The organism is Paenibacillus sp. FSL H3-0457 (assembly GCF_037981725.1).
GTDB classification, from domain to species: Bacteria; Bacillota; Bacilli; order Paenibacillales; family Paenibacillaceae; genus Paenibacillus; species Paenibacillus amylolyticus.
Genome location: NZ_CP150283.1, coordinates 2,348,700 through 2,365,846, shown reverse-complemented (window position 1 = coordinate 2,365,846; position 17,147 = coordinate 2,348,700). Strand labels below are relative to the sequence as shown.

Genomic DNA, 17,147 nt, shown 5'->3' with positions numbered 1-17,147 from the left:
TTTCTCTTTTTTTCAAAAGATATTTAATTGCATTTACTGTACCCACAGTTGCTGCATGTTTTGCAACCTTCCACATTCATCAGGGATGCCGAGCCGCATGAAGGACATAAATCTCTCGATTCGATAAAGGTTTTCTTATCCTCTACTTTTGGATACGTGCTCTCCACTTGATTCTGTTTTTGTAATGCTCCAGGTTCGTTCTCCTGCACATCGCTCTGTACATGACTTTCCAATGCTTTGGCGACTGCATCAGCAATCGATTCCACCCTATTGGCTCCGAAGCCAATCGCTCCCGAACCACCGATTCCCTTGAGATGTTTGATCAACAGTTCAACCTTGTGCCCATGGTCTCCGTATCGAAGGAACAGAGAGCATACTCGACCGAGTGCCTCAGCCATGGCAAACACGTCCGATCCCGCTTTGCCCACGTTCAGGAAGATCTCACCCGGCGTTCCCTCCAGATCATTGATCGTAATGTAAGCCATACCAAATGGCGTATTGATTTTGTATGTCGCACCGCGCAGTACTTGAGGACGGCTTCTGTATTGTTTATCCAGTACTGTAGATGAGGACGGGGCTTGATCAGAAGAATGCGTTCTAACACCAACCTGGCTATTGGAAGTTCCATCACTTGCCTGTACTTCAGCATTATTCGGGTTTTCTATAGCAGATACGACTGTCTTCTCTTCAGCTTCCGCCGTGTTCTGATCTTCAGCCTGGGTCGCTTCCTTCTTCGACGTGGACAACACCTGCACATCCCTGCTACCATCGCGGTATATCGTTACTCCCTTGCAGCCAAGGTCGAAGGCCAGTTCGTACAGCTCAGCCGTATCCTCCACTGTAAAATCAGCCGGACAGTTGGCCGTCTTCGAGATCGAACTATCCACCCATTGCTGGATCGCAGCCTGCACCCGTATGTGATTCTCAGCCGACAAATCCATTGCCGTCACATAATAGTCTGGTAAAGCTTCACCCGGATGTTCATCCAGCCAGTCTTGTGCAATCGGTACGAACTGTTCATCATAACCTAGACGGCTTTGACGGAAATACTTGAAGGCGAAATACGGCTCAATACCTGTTGATGTGCCCACCATCGTACCTGTACTTCCCGTTGGCGCTTGTGTGATCAGTGTGACATTTCGAATGCCCTGTTTACGAATGGCCTCTCCCACTTCAGGGTACGTCGCAACCATGTTTTTCATGAATCCACTCTGTAAATACGGTTCAGCTTCGAAAGCTGGAAAAGCTCCCTTCTCTGCTGCAATCTCTGCCGATGCCAGATAGGCCTCCTTCGCCATGAATCCATACAGTTTATCCAGAAATGCAAGAGATTCAGGACTGCCGTATCGAATACGCAGCTTAATCATCAGCTCTGCCAGTCCCATCGTGCCAAGCCCAACCCGGCGTTCACGCTGCTGATTCAGTCTATTTTCCTCAAAATGATATGGTGTTGCGTCGATGACATTGTCCAAAAATCTAGCCGAGATACGAGTGGTTTCCGCCAGTTCATCCCATGCCACATCATGATTTGTTTCATCGTAGAATTTGGACAGATTAATGGCAGACAGATTACATACACCCCAGCCAGGCAGGCCTTGTTCCCCGCACGGATTAGTACAGATAATCGGATTGAAGTACCAGCTGTTGGACATCTGGTTATAGTACTCCATGAATACCACACCAGGCTCTGCCGATTTCCAGGCTGATTCAATAATGGTATGCCAGATTTCGCGAGCCTTCAGTGTACGATAGTGCACCACCGAATGACCCGCGGCTTTCCATTGCTGCATATCTCCGTTCCACTCGGTGTCGTAGTCCGGATCGTTCGTATCGGGGAAAACCAAATCCCAATCTCCGTCCTGCTTGACAGCCTCCATAAATGCGTTGCTCACACATACAGACAGATTGGCATTGGTCACCTGCCCCATCGTTTGTTTCACAGTAATAAAATCAAGCACATCCGGATGCCAGTCATTCATCATCAGCATGAGCGCACCCCGGCGGCTTCCGCCCTGTTCAATCAGTCCAGTCGTATAACTGAACAATCCGCCCCACGATACGGAACCGCTGGATGATCCGTTGACACCTTTCACCACCGCTCGGCGAGGACGCAAAGAGGACAAATTAATGCCAACACCTCCCCCACGTGCCATAATCTCCGTCATCTCGGTCAAAGTCTTCATGATTCCACCCCGACTGTCTTGCGGAGACGGAATGACATAACAATTGAAGAGTGTCAACTCGTCGCTTGCCCCCGCACCCGCAGCAATGCGGCCTCCGGGTACTAACTTCCAATCTTCCAACACAGAGCGGAACTTGGACTCCCACGTTGCCCGCTGATCGGCTGTGGATTCGACAGAAGCCATCGCTTTGGCAAGACGGTCCCACATCTCTTCCGGTGTTTTTTCTATGTTGAGTGTCAATTTCTCCACACTTGTCTCAATCATCTCTCCGCTTCGAGTCCTTACCTGTACAAGCTGACCCTGACGTTCTATGATTTCGCCCACTTCCTTGGTTGGGAACTTCGGATCATCCTTCGTTAATACCAATACCACATCTCCGACCTTGGCATGATTCGAATCAGCGTCCTTCCAGGCGTATCGGTCCAGAAATATTTTTTCGCTGAGTCCTTCTAATTGGTACGATCGTTGGTTCGATTTCATCGCTACATTCAACCTCCCCGATATAAAGCTCCATTTTCACTATAAGAGTAAATTATGATGAAACACCACATATAGTGATATAAAAACAGTATATTACACCATATATTGATTTTCCATGCGACTTTTATCACAGTCCATCTTCATAGACTCCCTATACTCGGACAAGCTTCTTGTAAATAAACTGTAGTTCACATTGGTTCAACTAAACTTTTTACACAAGAACGGAGAGGACAGAAATAACCTGAAGAAGCGAAGCGTTGGCCTAAAAGCTTTCTGAAAGAAAGCTGCATCGAAAGCATACGCTATCCCCGGGTTTTCCCCCTCCAGAAAAGGGAATCAAAGAAATCTGGGGATAACAGCGATTGGAAGGTTGTTCTGTCATCGTAGTGTTCGTGCAAATAAAATGTAGTTCAACTTATATAGTTATGAACTGACTCTCATTCGTCCATACTATTACCTACGAATAAAACGTCATCACGTATGGCAGGGGAGGAAACACCATGAACCGGAAAAACCCGCACCACATGAATCAACCCGTAGCCGAGCTACCCGTTCCGTTGGAATTTGATCGGACCTGGATTAATCAATTGGAATCACGACTGGATAAAGGAGGTCCTTGGGGGGATTATCGACTCTTCCAACTCGGCATTCAAGCCGAAGAGACCAACCTGATTCCCAATTTTGACGAGATCCAATGTCTCAAGCATCTACAAGGTCTCACTCCACTCCCTCACCAGATGGACACTGCACGCAGAGTATTATTTGAAATGTCAGGCCGGGCCATTCTCGCCGATGAGGTGGGTCTTGGCAAAACCATTGAAGCCGGTCTCATTCTGAAAGAATATATGGTTCGAGGTCTCGTATCCAAGGTACTCATTCTCGTGCCAGCCTCTCTTGTACTGCAATGGGTACGGGAGTTGAATTCAAAATTTGGCATCCCTGCTATTGCCCAGAAAAAGGCCTATTCCTGGCAGAATGAAGTGGTTGTTGCTTCCATGGATACAGCCAAACGTGACCCGCATAAAGATATGCTGCTGAATACTGATTACGACATGATTATTATTGACGAGGCTCATAAACTCAAAAACAAGAAAACAACCAACTATCAATTCATGCTGAAATTGCGCAAAAAGTATTGTCTGCTGCTCACAGCTACACCTGTGCAGAACGATATGAGCGAGTTGTTCAATCTGATCAACCTGCTGAAGCCCGGTCAACTGGGTCGTCAGGGTGACTTTGCGGCCAACTTTGTTGTAGACAAACGGGTTCCGAAAAATCAGGAACAGCTTAAGAACGAGTTATCCAAAGTCATGATTCGTAACCGCCGCGGCGAAGGCCCCGTTCAATTTACCAAACGGAATGTCTCCAACGTGAATCTGCAACTATCGCCTGAAGAACAAGCGCTTTATGATGGCGTGACTTCCTTTGTTAAAGACCAGTACCAGGAAGCTGGCGGCAACCTAAGTAGCATGCTCTCCCTTGTTACATTGCAGCGTGAAGTGTGCAGCAGTCGAGATGCTGTATTCGTGACGCTTGTTAATCTGTCGAAGAAACTTCCGCTGGACTCTCCCCTTCGGGACAAGATTTGGGAACTCGTTGCCCATATTAAAGCGATCAAGGAGAATACCAAAGCGGAGAAAACGATGGAACTGGTTCGGAACATGAATGAAAAAGTAATTATCTTCACCGAATACCGGGCCACGCAGGAGTATCTGCTAAACTATTTCCGCAACAATGGGCTTACGGCTGTACCCTATAGGGGTGGCATGAATCGAGGCAAAAAAGACTGGATGATGGATCTCTTCCGCGGGCGTGTGCAGGCCATGATTGCAACCGAAGCAGGTGGTGAGGGCATCAATCTGCAATTTTGCCATCATATGATCAACTTTGATCTGCCTTGGAACCCTATGCGGGTTGAGCAGCGGATCGGTCGGGTACACCGGCTGGGACAGCAGAATGACGTGAACATTTTCAATTTATCTACGACGGGAACCATAGAGGAACATATTCTGAATCTGCTACATGAGAAGATCAATATGTTTGAGATGGTGATCGGCGGGCTGGATGTCATTCTGGAACGGTTAGAGAAGAAGGAGTCTATTGAGAAAAGTTTGTACAAAATCATGCTGGAATCACAAACTGATGAAGATATTCGCCGCAAAATGGATTCACTTGGACAATCGCTGAACTCTATTCAACGTGAGGTTTCAGATGAAGGGCCTGCCGTATCCGGGTTGTTAGATCTTCGTAAAGGAGGTAGCTAACTCATGACCATGTCTCCCCATGAAGTGCAGGCTTATGTTCTCACCTATCTGGAAGCACTGGATTGTCAGATTATGGAGCGTTCTCCTGCCCATGTTACAGTCAAACTCTCGCCTGAGGCGGACAAAGCGTTGACCAATCGCCCCTATTATTGGGGGTTCGTGGAACGAACCGGAGCACCCGCTGAGACGATGTCCTTTACATTTATATTTGATCCTGACAGTTATCAGCAGGCCATTGAAGCAGCAGAAGCCAAAGCTGCGCAAGCATCACCTCCTGCTGTTCCTAACCCTGATGGAACGAATGGCGTAACCAACGGTAGTCCTCAAGGCGAGCCACCAAAAGAAACTATTTTAGGCCGTTACTTCGGTATTACGCCATCACTGCCACAGCTGGGACCAGGACGAATATTGCGTGAAGAAGTGGTGTATGGCAGTCGCAGACTGCAGCAGATTTTCGGCGCTGCCCGTGAAGGCGGTGCCTTCGTGAACCTGTTCGAACAGGCTGCCAAACGGCAATTGCGGGCTACAGCGCCAGCCGTATATGAGCCTTGGCTTGGTGTGTGTTTCAAGGTGGAATTCGCCTGTGATTTGAAACGGGAGGAATTGCATTTTCTCGGCATCTCCCTTCGCTCGGGTGAAATTATAGAAAAATTCGGCACTAAGCTGAACCGACGTGATCTCAGTCCGAGGCTTGCGGAGAACATGCATGTACAGACAGCTAAAGTTTCGTTATTTGATGCCGGAGCTGCTTTGGAATCTCATTTGACGAACCGCTTGCTGGAACTCGATTATAGCTGGGCAGAGAAAGCCCGAGAGCGGCTTGATCTGGAGCTGGACGTGTTGGACACCTACTATGAGGCGGTACTCCGGGAAGATACGCCTGAGGTAGAATCACCAGGTAACATAACCTCAGACACGGAGAATGAGAATGTCCATTCTGACCGCACGCCACCTGCACCACTGATAAAAGTTGTGGATATAACTAACGCTAAACCCATTGGAGCAGATGTAGAACTGGCGGCAGAGGCCGCAGTACCGATCGACTCCGAGACAGATGCCGAAGAAGAGAAAGCAAAACAGGCGGTAATCGATCGCGAAGCTATGAAACTGCAGTATGAGACACGCCGGACCGAGATGATCTGGCAATATGAACCCAAAGTGAAAGTGACTGCCATTAGCAGCGGCATGTTTCACTTAAGATAGACGAAGACACTACTTTTCCTGCAAATGCTGGCAAAAGTAGTGTTTATTCATGATCAGCCGCCCGACAGGTTGCAGCAACCTTTGCATAGCCTGTCCCCTAGAATGAAACTAGGACCCGCTCAGGTAACGGATAAATGAAAAAGTAGGTGTAAATTTGAAACGATTCTTTCATACGTGTTGGAACAACGCTCGGAAAACAACCTGTATAACCTTGGGCTTGCTCAGTTGTCTTGCCCTATTCTCTTTTTGGTCGATAGCCAATGCAGAGGAACAAAAAACGTCTTCGCTATCCCCCGCATCATCAATTGAGTATAGTCCCAAACATCATGCCATTCAGAATGAAAAGCTAGCTCCCGCTGCTGTGCAACGGTTTGCAGAGAAACAAGCTGTTACACTTGGTACAGCTAACGGCGAAGTGCATTGGAAGAACGCCGACCTGGACTTCTACCCTCTGGGGCCGGGTTTACATAGCTGGCTCGTACAAGCTGAGTTTGAAGGCAAACCTATCGGATATATGATTATTACGGCCACAGAGCAGGGTCAGTTGATGCTTAGTGAATATGGTCATGGAGAACAGTCACCATACAACAATGAACTTCTTGGACAAGCCTTGGATCGACAACATGTGAACCTTGAGGCATTACTTGCTGGCGGAGGAGAGCTTCATCTTGGTTACGCTCTTCCCCTGCTGGCTTATTGGAAAGTGGAGCAACCTAATCATCCTGCACTTTATATTGATGCTACGAACGGAGATGTACTGCCGTCAGAGTTCCTTAACCTGCTGGAGGCTGATTCCAAACAGAACTCTGTCAGCATAACTGATTTATCCACAACGCCATCTTTATCAGTCGACCCACTTCATCTGCGACCCGTCTTCAATCCGACTGACAATCTGTTGTGGATTACCTCCAAGCCTGTTGATGCCGACCGGGCAAAAGATGTGATACAACACGGGGAGAATCAAGAGATTGTTTTCTCAGCGGGTGATCGTAACGTTGTATATGGCGGTCCTCTACCTGTTAGCGGGTATCAGCTGTGGCATACTGATCAGGTTGCAGAGTCTATTCTATATGTAGCGCTAGGTGGAAAATCATCCATTCAACGCTTTGTCCCTTTGAGCACATTGCAGCAAGATGGCCATTTTTACATCGTAAATCCTTGATCATCAGCAAATTCTTAAGATACAGTCAGATAAACTGTTAAACAACAAATAAGACGCTTTCCCATTTTAAGGGATTGCGTCTTTTGGTTTTACATTAGTGAAATAGGTAAGCGATTGTCACCCTTTACCCGAAGAACTTCGTTTATGAGACTGTGTATCGAATTCTTTTTCCTTTTTCCCCACCCACAGGGATACAGCGAAAGGGATCATACCAAACCACTTCATCGCCCACGGCTCTTTCCTTTTGGTGCGACCTTTCCGCTCATCCTTCGGCGTATCGATATAATGTACTACACGTTGCGTAATGTATTTTACCAACTCATCACTTTTGGCCATAACCTCTGCCTCCTTCGCTCCTGCACTTTCACGGAGCTTACGATAGTTCTATTGTGTGCAGGATGTGCAATGGTTAAACATTTTTTTATTGAAAGGAGTATGAAAACCCTCAAAATGCACAGTCTAATGCCAAAGGTATCCATACAGTCTTTAATCTGCATCCGGTACCTATTTCATGAAGGAGTGTGTATTCCCATGTATAAGCTGCTGACCGCTTCGGTGGCATTGCTCATTAGCTTCCATTGTCTTCCCATGCTGCCCCATGTCGCTTATGGAAAAGCAGCCCCGTCCCAGAACAGTCCATCCATGTTGCCAGTGACCGATGGAGATGCTTATCGCTCAAGTCATCATGCCTTTGCAGCACCCGTTATCCTGCTCGACGTAGGTCACGGCGGTATTGACGGCGGTACGTCAGCTCAGGGTGTGCTGGAAAAAGATATCAACCTGGCGATTAGCGAAAAGGTCTATCTCCTGCTTCGCAGCAAAGGTTATGCCGTTATCATCAATCGACTGGGTGATTATGCACTTAGTGATGAGAACCGCTGGCTGAACAGCCGCTCCCGTCATACCAGAGATCTTGCCCAACGTAAAAGCCTTAGCGAAGAAGTAAGTACAGATATCGTGGTCAGCATTCATGCAAACTGGAGTCCCCGATCGACAGCACACGGCCCGGTGGTACTGCACCAAAAAGAAGGCAGGAGTTATTTGCTGGCCCAATCCATTCAGGATGCCATGAACAAGTTGTACGGAACGGAGCACGGGGTTGTATGGGGCAAGCCCTTTTATATATTGAATTACGTGAAGCAACCTGCCGTCATCGTCGAAACCGGATTTTTGAGCAATGCGGCAGATCGGGCTAGAATGAATGACCCCGCTGAGCAAAAACGAATCGCCCAGTCCATTGCCAATGGCATTATTTATTATCTGTCGGTAGTGTAGGAGCAGACTGCCATTGCCACACATCTCGAACCAGATCACCAATCCCTACAAATTGGACCTGATTTTGCAGACGGGAGACGGATTCACGAATTACTGCGGATGTGTTCATCCCCGAATGACCGACATGACCAATGACAACACAGATATCCTTGTCGATCGCACGCTGAGCAGCCAGATCCAGTTGCTTGCGAATGTGTTGCTTGGAGTTTTGATCATCCAGGAAAATGTCATTACCTACAGGTGGCATGTTTTTGGATATGGCCAGTTCCCCCACCACAGAGCGAAAGTTCGTACGGCTGTCTACAAAGAAGAGGCCCCGCTCCTTGCATACATCGAGCACAATGGACATGATGCGTTTGTCTGAAGTAATTTTGGAACCCATATGATTGTTCATGCCAATTGCGTGTGGCACATCATCAATCGCTTTCTCCACGCGTGAGCGGACTTCTTCATCTGTTAGATTGGATGTGATTGCACCCGGGCCCAGCCATTCAGGTCGTCCTTTCTTGGGTTCCATGGGCATATGCACAATCACATCCATCCCCTTTTCATGTGCAGCTATCGCATCTTTCTTCGTTGTTGGCAAAAAAGGCATGACCGCTACCGTTAGTTTAACTGGCATCGCCAGGATCTCTGCCGTACCCTTCATGTCATTACCAACATCATCGATGATAATCGCTAACCGTTTGTGATTCGATGTGGACTCTGAAGCTGCCGCTGTAGGCCCTCCTGCCGATATGCCTGCGTAAAACACAATCAATAATGCCATGATACCTGCAATGAATCGATAATTCTTTCTCTGTACCTTCATCATGATTCCCTCCCCGTAACTTCTGTGATCTCATTGTTTGATAATGAAGGGAGGAATATGTAAGCCAAAGCCTTCCTTAATGATCATATCCCCGCCATTGAAGACCTCTATCTCAAGCGAATCCCCCATCATTCCAGTTTTCCCTTTTGCATTCAGACAAGAACTGTCATTGGATAGTTAGAAAATAGAGATTAATTAGAAAAAATACTGTAATTTGTCAGGTTTTCAGTTTAGGAATTATTTAGTAGAATCAACAAATGAAAGAGGTTCTATGCTTCATTTCTATCCTATGATTTATGGAAGGAGGTTTTGAAAGGGTTTACATAAAATAAATGCCAGACAATCCGCTATTCTTGTTTGTTATTCCTGGTTGCGGTTTCTCTATGTAACTTACTATTATCGAGGAGGATGAAAGTAGTGAAATTCAAACTAAAAAAGACGATCAATGTTCTTTTGGCCTGTTTAACAGCCCTGCCTTTGATGTTAACCCCGACAAATGTGTCAGCAGCCAGTGATGCCAACATTAATTTGTCCTCGGAAAAACAGCTGATCAAGGGCTTTGGGGGCATTAACCTTCCTGCCTGGATTGGTGATCTGACTCCCGCTCAACGTGAAACTGCTTTTGGTAATGATCAGAATCAGTTAGGCTTCTCCATTCTCAGGATCTACGTTGATCCAGATTCCAATAACTGGTATCGTGAAGTTGCTACAGCCAAACGGGCTATTGAAAAAGGGGCTATTGTATTTGCATCCCCATGGAATCCTCCAAGCAGTATGGTTGAAACGTTCAACCACAATGGTGACACAAATGCCAAACGTCTGAAATACGACAAATATGCCGCATATGCGCAACATCTGAACGACTTTGTAACCTACATGAAAAATAACGGCGTAGATCTGTATGCCATTTCTGTACAAAACGAACCGGATTATGCTCATGACTGGACTTGGTGGACTCCACAAGAGATCCTTCGATTCATGAAAGAAAATGCCGGGTCCATTCAAGGTACCAAAGTCATGGCGCCTGAATCCTTCCAATACTTAAAGAACATATCCGACCCAATCCTGAATGATCCGCAGGCACTTGCCAACATGGACATTCTGGGAGCACATACGTATGGAACCCAGATTTCGAATTTTGCCTACCCTCTCTTTAAGCAAAAAGGAGCCGGTAAAGAACTGTGGATGACTGAAGTGTATGTTCCAAACAGTGACAACAACTCAGCAGACCGCTGGCCTGAAGCATTAGACGTTTCCTATCACATGCACAATGCCATGGTAGAAGGTGATTTCCAGGCCTATGTGTGGTGGTACATCCGCAGACAGTATGGTCCGATGAAAGAGGACGGTACCATAAGCAAACGCGGGTATAATATGGCTCATTTCTCTAAATTCGTGCGTCCAGGCTACCTGCGGGTCGATGCAACGAAAAATCCGGATACAAACACATTTGTCTCAGCCTATAAAGGTGATAACAAAGTCGTCGTCGTGGCAATTAACCGTGGAACTTCAGCCACAAGCCAAAAATTCGTTCTGCAGAATGGTAATGCCTCCACAGTATCCTCATGGATCACGGACAGCAGTCGAAATCTGGCAAGCGGAACCTCGCTTAACGTATCCAATGGAGCCTTCACGGCACAGCTCCCGCCTCAGAGCGTAACAACGTTTGTTGCCAACGTTACTGGCGGAAATAGCGGCGGGAATACAGGCAGTGGCACGACGTATGAAGCCGAGACCGGAACGTCACTTACGGAAGCTGCCATTGAAACAATCTACACCGGTTACACTGGGTCCGGGTATGTTAACTTCAATGCGATGTCTGGTTCGGCCATTCAATGGAACGGCATTAATAACACGACAACAGGTACCAAAAACGTAAAGTTTCGTTATGCGCTGGAAAGCGGCACACGGAACCTCGACATTTTTGTGAACGGAACCAAAGTCATTAGCAACGAGCCCTTTCCGGCTACGGGAAGCTGGTCCACTTGGGTTGAAAAAACAATACAGGTCCCCATGAACACGGGGACCAATACATTGAAAGTGGTTACCACCGGATCGGAAGGACCGAATATTGACAGCGTTAATGTTACCGCAGCACAATAAACGTTCCGTATGGCTGATGGAAGACATTTGCTGTACGTGCAGCTAAGCACTAACCTGTTGAATACTCATCACTAAAGTTAGTGTTATATCAAAAAATGCAAAAAAAGACTCCTTAAGCGTTAGCTTAAGGAGTCTTTTTTTAGATGCGGTCGAGAGGACTCGAACCTCCACGGGGGTTAGCCCACACGGACCTGAACCGTGCGCGTCTGCCAATTCCGCCACGACCGCATATTATATCTCCGTCATCAATATCGGCGACAAGAAATAATATATCATGCGTAATCTATCATGTCAACACTGAAAATAATAACAATAAAGCCCGAATCAGACGTCCATGTCGATTCGGGCTTTACCTTTAACTGCTGCTAATAGTTTGGTTCATTAATACGGAAGCATACTACAAATTACAGCTTGGAAGGCCAGTTGCCATACCATGCATAACCGCCTCTTCTTTCTTTATCAATATCACTTAATTTGTATTTAACTACCCCGTCACGACCAATAAAGATTGGTTTATCCGTTCCGATCTCATAGAAGCGTGCCCAAATTGGTGCAGCTTTGGAATCAGCGATAATTTTACTATCTCCATTAGCTCTTTCATACTTGTAACCCGTAATTTTCACTTTGTTAAACCAAACCTCCGCTCCTTTAATGGATGCGGTAATTTTAGCGTTAGCAGGTCTGGTTTTCAGAAATTTAACAATCGTTACACTCTCTCCAGCTGTCAGCGATGGCACTTCGTAGATTCTTGCACTCGCTGGTTTAAGAGAGCTGGAATCATGTTGTTGTCCCCATGCTGTCAGCTTACCACCTGAAACGACCTGTGTATTCAGAATCGCCTCCACACCTTTGGCAACTGAATTTTTACTGCGGTTAGCAAGTGTGCTGTCGATAAATGAGAAATCACCTTTGCGTGCTGCTACTTCATCCAGCATGATCATTACATTAATCATGGCATCATCATTGTAAGTGATGTGCTTGTGGTATCCGGAGCTTTGGTAAACTTGTGGCCACCCGCCGTTTGAATACTGCATGTTGATCAAAAAGTTAATTCCTTTGATTGCAGCTGTGGAGTAACGCGGATCATTCGTCTTTTTAAATTCCTTCGCCAATCTTCTAATTTCTGAGTATGTAGCCTTGTTGTCTATCGTGGACTTTGCCCACTCTCCACTTGTCTGTTTATAATCTTTTCTCCAACCTCCATCCGGCAGCTGGTTCTTCAAAATATCAGAAATACTCGCTGTAGTACCCGACGCATCTGCAGCAGATACCGTCCCTACAGGGAGAACTGCCATTCCAACTACTGAGAACACCATCGTACATGCCAGGACAAAAGTAATTATTTTCTTCGCTTTCAAATGTAACACTCTCCTATGTTCGTTTTTATAAATCTTCCACTTCTACTTTACGTATGATATACGCCCCAAACCTCCTTTATTTGTATTTATCGCATAATAAAATCAATTTTCATCCAATATGTGGATTGGATAATCAGATAATATGCAAAAAATCGATTTTTGTCAATATATGCAACTTAATGAATATAATCTCTCTAATTCTACATAACGGGATAGTTCTTTTAACTCATGACAAACCTATTTATTTATCCAAATTCGTCTTAAACGAACCAATAATGACGTTTTTGTCATGAATGATACCCAAACTTGATCCCTTCTTTCATATAAAAACCTTAATTCCGCTAACATTGAGGTATTACGAAGGGTTTTAAATGGGTTTGACAATTACGCATTTATGCAATATAGTTTCAAATAGTTACAAAAACTTAATTATTCATTGCCGAGTTTCATGTTTGAAAACGGGGGAACCAATTTGGGTGAATTATTCTTATACATAGGAAATATAGGGAACCTTCTACCGAACCCTTAGCTAACTCCGTAGGCATCGAAGGGAGAACATTGATTTTGAAAAAACTGATTATCTCCATTTTTGGAGCAGCTGTATTATTTACATCCGGGGCAACAAGCACAGAGGCAAGCAGTATCAACTCCGTAGTGAACAACATGACAGGTATTCCTTACAAATGGGGTGGCACAACTGTAGCCGGCTTCGACTGTTCTGGTTTTATGAGATATCTTTTCAACAAATACAGCATTGAATTACCACGTACTTCGCAGCAGCAAGCCAAAGCAGGTACTCCCGTATCCAAGAGCAATGTTCGGACAGGTGATCTGGTGTTCTTTAATACAACAGGCAAAGGCATTTCACATACAGGTGTATATATCGGCGGCGGACAATTCGCTCATGCCTCCAGCAGTAAAGGTGTAAGCATCACGAAGTTATCGAATCCATACTTCAATGATCGTTATGTAACAGCACGTCGGGTAACTGGACAGTTTATGTATGATAAAATGTTAGGTAAAATGTGATTCACATACAAAAAGGCATCGGTTATTAACCGGATGCCTTTTTTGCACTTAAAAATGTATGTTGCATTGCTTACTAATGTAGCGCCTTCTGCACTCGCATCGCACCCTGAGACAGGGCATGTCCTCCACCAACAGCTCCAGCCACGGCTACGGTCTCCATAATCTCCTGATCTGTTGCGCCCTTAGCACGGGCTTCTTCTACATGGTAGAAGGTACATACCTCATTGTTGGCGAATAATCCAATGCCAAGCGCAATTAGCTGTTTTGTCTTCGCATCAATCACACCAGGTTGGAAACATTCTCCGGTAAACTCATGATACGACTTCACCACACCTGGCAGCACATCGCTTAATGCTCCAATCTGATCCTTGTAGGCATGAACTTTATCATTCATCAATGTCATGGCTTGTAGCACACCCTCTCGGCTATAGTTACAGATCTTCCTCACTGTACCTATCTTCTCTCCCGAGTGAGCCAATTATGCCAAGAAATCATGGTAATTCCAAACATTTAAAGCTCATGGCCCTGCCATAATTATCAGCTGTTACTCACTAAGTGGACTCTGGCGCGGCTCGCTGAACAGCTGATAGCTGTAACCTCGGTCCAGCTTAACGACACGTCGATTCTGACGACGGATAAGTACCTGCTCGCCATCCCAGGCAACCACAATCCCTTTCACGTCGTTCGATTCCAGCTCGTCCCGTACGACTCTAACTTTCTCACCTGACAGACGCAGGGCGTCCAATTCTGTATCACTAATCATCTTCATGGCTCCTATATTTCAAATTTATTTACAAAAAGAGACCTAAATGAAAAGTCATTTAGGTCTCACGTGACTGTATTGGACTGTCATGTCATTCGAAATTATGTCCCGACTGAAAGTTACCGCTGCGCGTGCTCTTTGCTGTCGTTCTTCTCGAACCAAAAATCAAGCACTTTGGCGGACATCACACGTTCTTCAAGGTACTCCACTTGATGCGGTGTAAATTGTTCTTTCCAAGAGAAGGACAACTCTTCGCACAAGCCTACAATCGTCAGTAATTCTGACCAGGCAACATAGCGTTTGTACCAGAAAAATTGAGGATGTTCAATCATATAGGGATAAAGGTCATCGAATTCCGTATGTTTACAATCCAGGGCACGTTCAAAATGAACTTTCGATTCCGCCAGCTTATCATTAAAAAATTGTTCTGTTGCCGGTTGGTTCCCCATGGTGTTGCCTCCTCTCCCTAACATAACCCCATTATAAATGAAATCGGCGGTCATGCAAAGGCATAGTTCAAAAAATAGGCCCTATTCCTTTAAAATGTCACATTTCGTTATCGTCAAATTGTACCGTACCATCGTTCAGGGAACGAATGCGTACCAAGGCTTCCACCGGAATACCCTGTTCACGAATCGTGCGTGCCCCTGCCTGGAAACTTTTCTCGACCACAACGCCGAATCCGACAAGTTCCGCACCGGAACGCTCGATAATTTTGATGACGCCACGAGCGGCATCTCCATTGGCAATAATATCATCAATGAACAAAATGCGGTCATTCTCATGAATGAACTCGCGGGATACCATAATATCAGTTACAATTCCTTTGGTAAAGGACGGTACACGTTCACAGTAAGCATCAGGATCAGCCAGAAGTGTTTTTTTGCGACGGGCGAATACAAGTGGCACCCCCAGTTCATAGGCTGCGGCAAACGCAACCGGAATCCCTGAGGATTCTACCGTGATTACCCGAGTTACTCCACTTTCACGAAAACGGGCAGCGAACTCACGTCCCATCTCCATCGTTAATGCAGGATCAATCTGGTGGTTCAGCAGACCATCCAGCTTTAATACTTGATCCGAGATAACCACACCTTCTTGTAAAATTCGTTGTTTCAATAATTCCATGATTTGACCTCCCAAGCCTATCCTATGAGGTAAAAGTATCATATATCTATCTATAAGTTCAAGCGAAATTGCCTTGACGCTGTCCTTGAGACGCATTTCAAGCCAAAGCTCATTATCGATTGTCATGACTTTCGTGGGTCAAGCATACCTTGTACCATGGTACCCGCATGTCCAAACTATACAGGGGCCTGAGAGGGGAAACACATGAAACAGGCATTTCGGGTGCTGCAGATCGCATTTACATACATTGGAACGGTTGTCGGAGCCGGCTTCGCTACAGGGCAGGAAATTTTGCAGTTTTTTACCCAGTATGGCAAATGGGCCACCATCACCATAGGCTTATCCACCATGCTCTTTGTCTGGTTAGGTACCAAAATGATGCTGATCGCTCACGATACCGGGTCCCGCTCTTATGAGGATCTGAACAAACATTTATTCGGCCATAAGGCGGGCAAATGGATCACCTGGGTGACCCTTCTCATTCTCATTGGCGTGAACAGTGTCATGCTTGCCGGAGCAGGCTCCGTTTTTGTCGAACATCTGGGTTTGCATTATCAGACAGGTCTGATCGTCACACTTGTAGGGACATATCTGCTTCTCGGTCGGGGCATTCAAGCCATCCTACAAATGAATAGCATCGTCGTGCCCATGATGCTCCTGTTATCTCTGCTCATGATCACCAGTACGATCCATCATCCAGGTGCTTCCCGATTCATCACACTGACGACAGACTCAAACCCTATTCAAGTGTGGCTGTCTCCACTATTGTATACTTCATTCAATCTGGTGTTGGCTCAAGCTGTTCTTGTGCCTGTAGGTAACCAGATTCGTAGCCGGAATGTGCTGAAGTGGGGTGGAGTATTGGGTGGAATTGGCGTTGGTTTCATGCTGATGGCAGCTCATTTTGCCATGTCAGCTCAGATGCCCGGCATCATCCAATTCGAAATCCCGATGGGCAGCATTGCCTTTCAACTTGGATGGGCAGTGCAATCTGTATATGTATCCCTTATTTTCATGGAAATATTCACTACCTTTGTAGCCGATATCTATGGAATGACCTTGCAACTGAGACAACATATACGTGTCCATCCCCGTTTCATTACATTAACCATTATGCTGTTGTGTTACTCACTCAGCCAGTTTGGATTCAGTTCCCTGCTGTCCATCCTTTACCCCATCTTTGGAAGTATGGCATTAATCTGGGCTGCCAAATTGGTACTGAACCGCTGGGGCACCTTTCGTAAACGCAACAATATATAAACCTCACGGTTATGTACTTCATGAATACGAGCATCCTTTTACTTCATAACCACAAGTCACCGCAGGTACTCTTTCCTTAAACATGAAAAAAAAAGCCGCTGTTTGGCACAGCGGCTCGCACTTTTTGC

15 protein-coding genes, 1 tRNA gene and 1 riboswitch are annotated in these 17,147 nt (G+C 46.0%); of the genes, 7 read left to right on the top strand and 9 right to left on the bottom strand.

What is annotated here, in order from left to right; genetic code table 11:
* Positions 1–23: 23 nt before the first annotated feature.
* The gene (locus tag MHH25_RS10695; RefSeq protein ID WP_340019959.1) at positions 24–2,663 is read right to left on the bottom strand and encodes an adenosylcobalamin-dependent ribonucleoside-diphosphate reductase; all 2,640 of its coding nucleotides are present in this window, start codon (positions 2,661–2,663) and stop codon (positions 24–26) included.
* A 500-nt stretch (positions 2,664–3,163) separates the two neighbouring features.
* Between MHH25_RS10695 and MHH25_RS10690 the strand changes: the two genes are divergently transcribed.
* The 3 genes from MHH25_RS10690 (at position 3,164) to MHH25_RS10680 (ending at position 7,292) form a co-directional block, all read left to right on the top strand.
* A complete protein-coding gene (locus MHH25_RS10690) occupies positions 3,164–4,927 on the top strand; it encodes an SNF2-related protein (RefSeq protein ID WP_051447131.1) in 1,764 nt (587 codons plus the stop codon).
* A 3-nt stretch (positions 4,928–4,930) separates the two neighbouring features.
* Positions 4,931–6,130 carry a YqhG family protein gene (locus MHH25_RS10685; protein ID WP_340019958.1) on the top strand — a complete coding sequence of 400 codons (1,200 nt, stop codon included), beginning with the start codon at positions 4,931–4,933 and terminating at the stop codon, positions 6,128–6,130.
* A 154-nt stretch (positions 6,131–6,284) separates the two neighbouring features.
* Positions 6,285–7,292 (top strand): hypothetical protein, encoded by a 1,008-nt coding sequence (locus tag MHH25_RS10680; protein WP_340019957.1) that lies wholly within the window; start codon positions 6,285–6,287, stop codon positions 7,290–7,292.
* 117 nt (positions 7,293–7,409) lie between these two features.
* Here the strand turns inward: MHH25_RS10680 and MHH25_RS10675 are convergent, their stop codons facing one another.
* Positions 7,410–7,628, bottom strand: a complete 219-nt coding sequence (locus MHH25_RS10675) for a YqzE family protein (RefSeq protein WP_036609606.1) — start codon at positions 7,626–7,628, stop codon at positions 7,410–7,412.
* 195 nt (positions 7,629–7,823) lie between these two features.
* On the opposite strand from MHH25_RS10675, the gene MHH25_RS10670 reads away from it, so the two are divergent.
* Positions 7,824–8,567 (top strand): N-acetylmuramoyl-L-alanine amidase, encoded by a 744-nt coding sequence (locus MHH25_RS10670; protein ID WP_340019956.1) that lies wholly within the window; start codon positions 7,824–7,826, stop codon positions 8,565–8,567.
* Here the strand turns inward: MHH25_RS10670 and MHH25_RS10665 are convergent.
* Complete coding sequence (locus MHH25_RS10665; protein ID WP_340019955.1) at positions 8,542–9,381, bottom strand: divergent polysaccharide deacetylase family protein; 840 nt, start codon at positions 9,379–9,381, stop codon at positions 8,542–8,544. The two genes, MHH25_RS10670 and MHH25_RS10665, sit on opposite strands and share 26 nt — an antisense overlap.
* Positions 9,382–9,795: 414 nt before the next feature.
* On the opposite strand from MHH25_RS10665, the gene MHH25_RS10660 reads away from it, so the two are divergent.
* Positions 9,796–11,481 carry a carbohydrate-binding protein gene (locus MHH25_RS10660; protein ID WP_340019954.1) on the top strand — a complete coding sequence of 562 codons (1,686 nt, stop codon included), beginning with the start codon at positions 9,796–9,798 and terminating at the stop codon, positions 11,479–11,481.
* Positions 11,482–11,625: 144 nt separating this feature from the next.
* Here the strand turns inward: MHH25_RS10660 and MHH25_RS10655 are convergent.
* Together MHH25_RS10655 and pelA are read right to left on the bottom strand one after the other, a co-directional pair.
* A tRNA-Leu gene (locus tag MHH25_RS10655) sits at positions 11,626–11,709 on the bottom strand.
* 176 nt (positions 11,710–11,885) lie between these two features.
* The gene (gene pelA, locus MHH25_RS10650; protein WP_340019953.1) at positions 11,886–12,848 is read right to left on the bottom strand and encodes a pectate lyase; all 963 of its coding nucleotides are present in this window, start codon (positions 12,846–12,848) and stop codon (positions 11,886–11,888) included.
* Positions 12,849–13,266: 418 nt separating this feature from the next.
* A riboswitch (cyclic di-AMP (ydaO/yuaA leader) is annotated at positions 13,267–13,398 on the top strand.
* Positions 13,399–13,403: 5 nt separating this feature from the next.
* On the opposite strand from pelA, the gene MHH25_RS10645 reads away from it, so the two are divergent.
* Positions 13,404–13,868: a C40 family peptidase gene (locus MHH25_RS10645; RefSeq protein WP_036609611.1), complete on the top strand. Its 465-nt coding sequence runs from the start codon at positions 13,404–13,406 to the stop codon at positions 13,866–13,868.
* 73 nt (positions 13,869–13,941) lie between these two features.
* On the opposite strand, the gene MHH25_RS10640 is transcribed toward MHH25_RS10645, so the two are convergent.
* From MHH25_RS10640 to MHH25_RS10625, 4 genes are all read right to left on the bottom strand, one after another.
* Entirely contained in the window at positions 13,942–14,271 is a 330-nt protein-coding gene (locus MHH25_RS10640; protein ID WP_017689352.1) for a carboxymuconolactone decarboxylase family protein, read from the bottom strand.
* A gap of 141 nt (positions 14,272–14,412) precedes the next feature.
* On the bottom strand, positions 14,413–14,631 hold the full coding sequence (locus MHH25_RS10635; RefSeq protein WP_036609613.1) for a hypothetical protein: 219 nt from the start codon (positions 14,629–14,631) through the stop codon (positions 14,413–14,415).
* Between the two features lie 119 nt (positions 14,632–14,750).
* Positions 14,751–15,080: a hypothetical protein gene (locus MHH25_RS10630; RefSeq protein WP_036609615.1), complete on the bottom strand. Its 330-nt coding sequence runs from the start codon at positions 15,078–15,080 to the stop codon at positions 14,751–14,753.
* Positions 15,081–15,177: 97 nt separating this feature from the next.
* Positions 15,178–15,759, bottom strand: coding sequence for a xanthine phosphoribosyltransferase (locus MHH25_RS10625; protein WP_036609617.1), 582 nt, complete (start codon positions 15,757–15,759; stop codon positions 15,178–15,180).
* Positions 15,760–15,963: 204 nt separating this feature from the next.
* Here MHH25_RS10625 and MHH25_RS10620 point away from each other — a divergent pair, with 204 nt between their 5' ends.
* On the top strand, positions 15,964–17,019 hold the full coding sequence (locus tag MHH25_RS10620) for a hypothetical protein (RefSeq protein ID WP_076326933.1): 1,056 nt from the start codon (positions 15,964–15,966) through the stop codon (positions 17,017–17,019).
* Positions 17,020–17,147 lie beyond the last annotated feature (128 nt).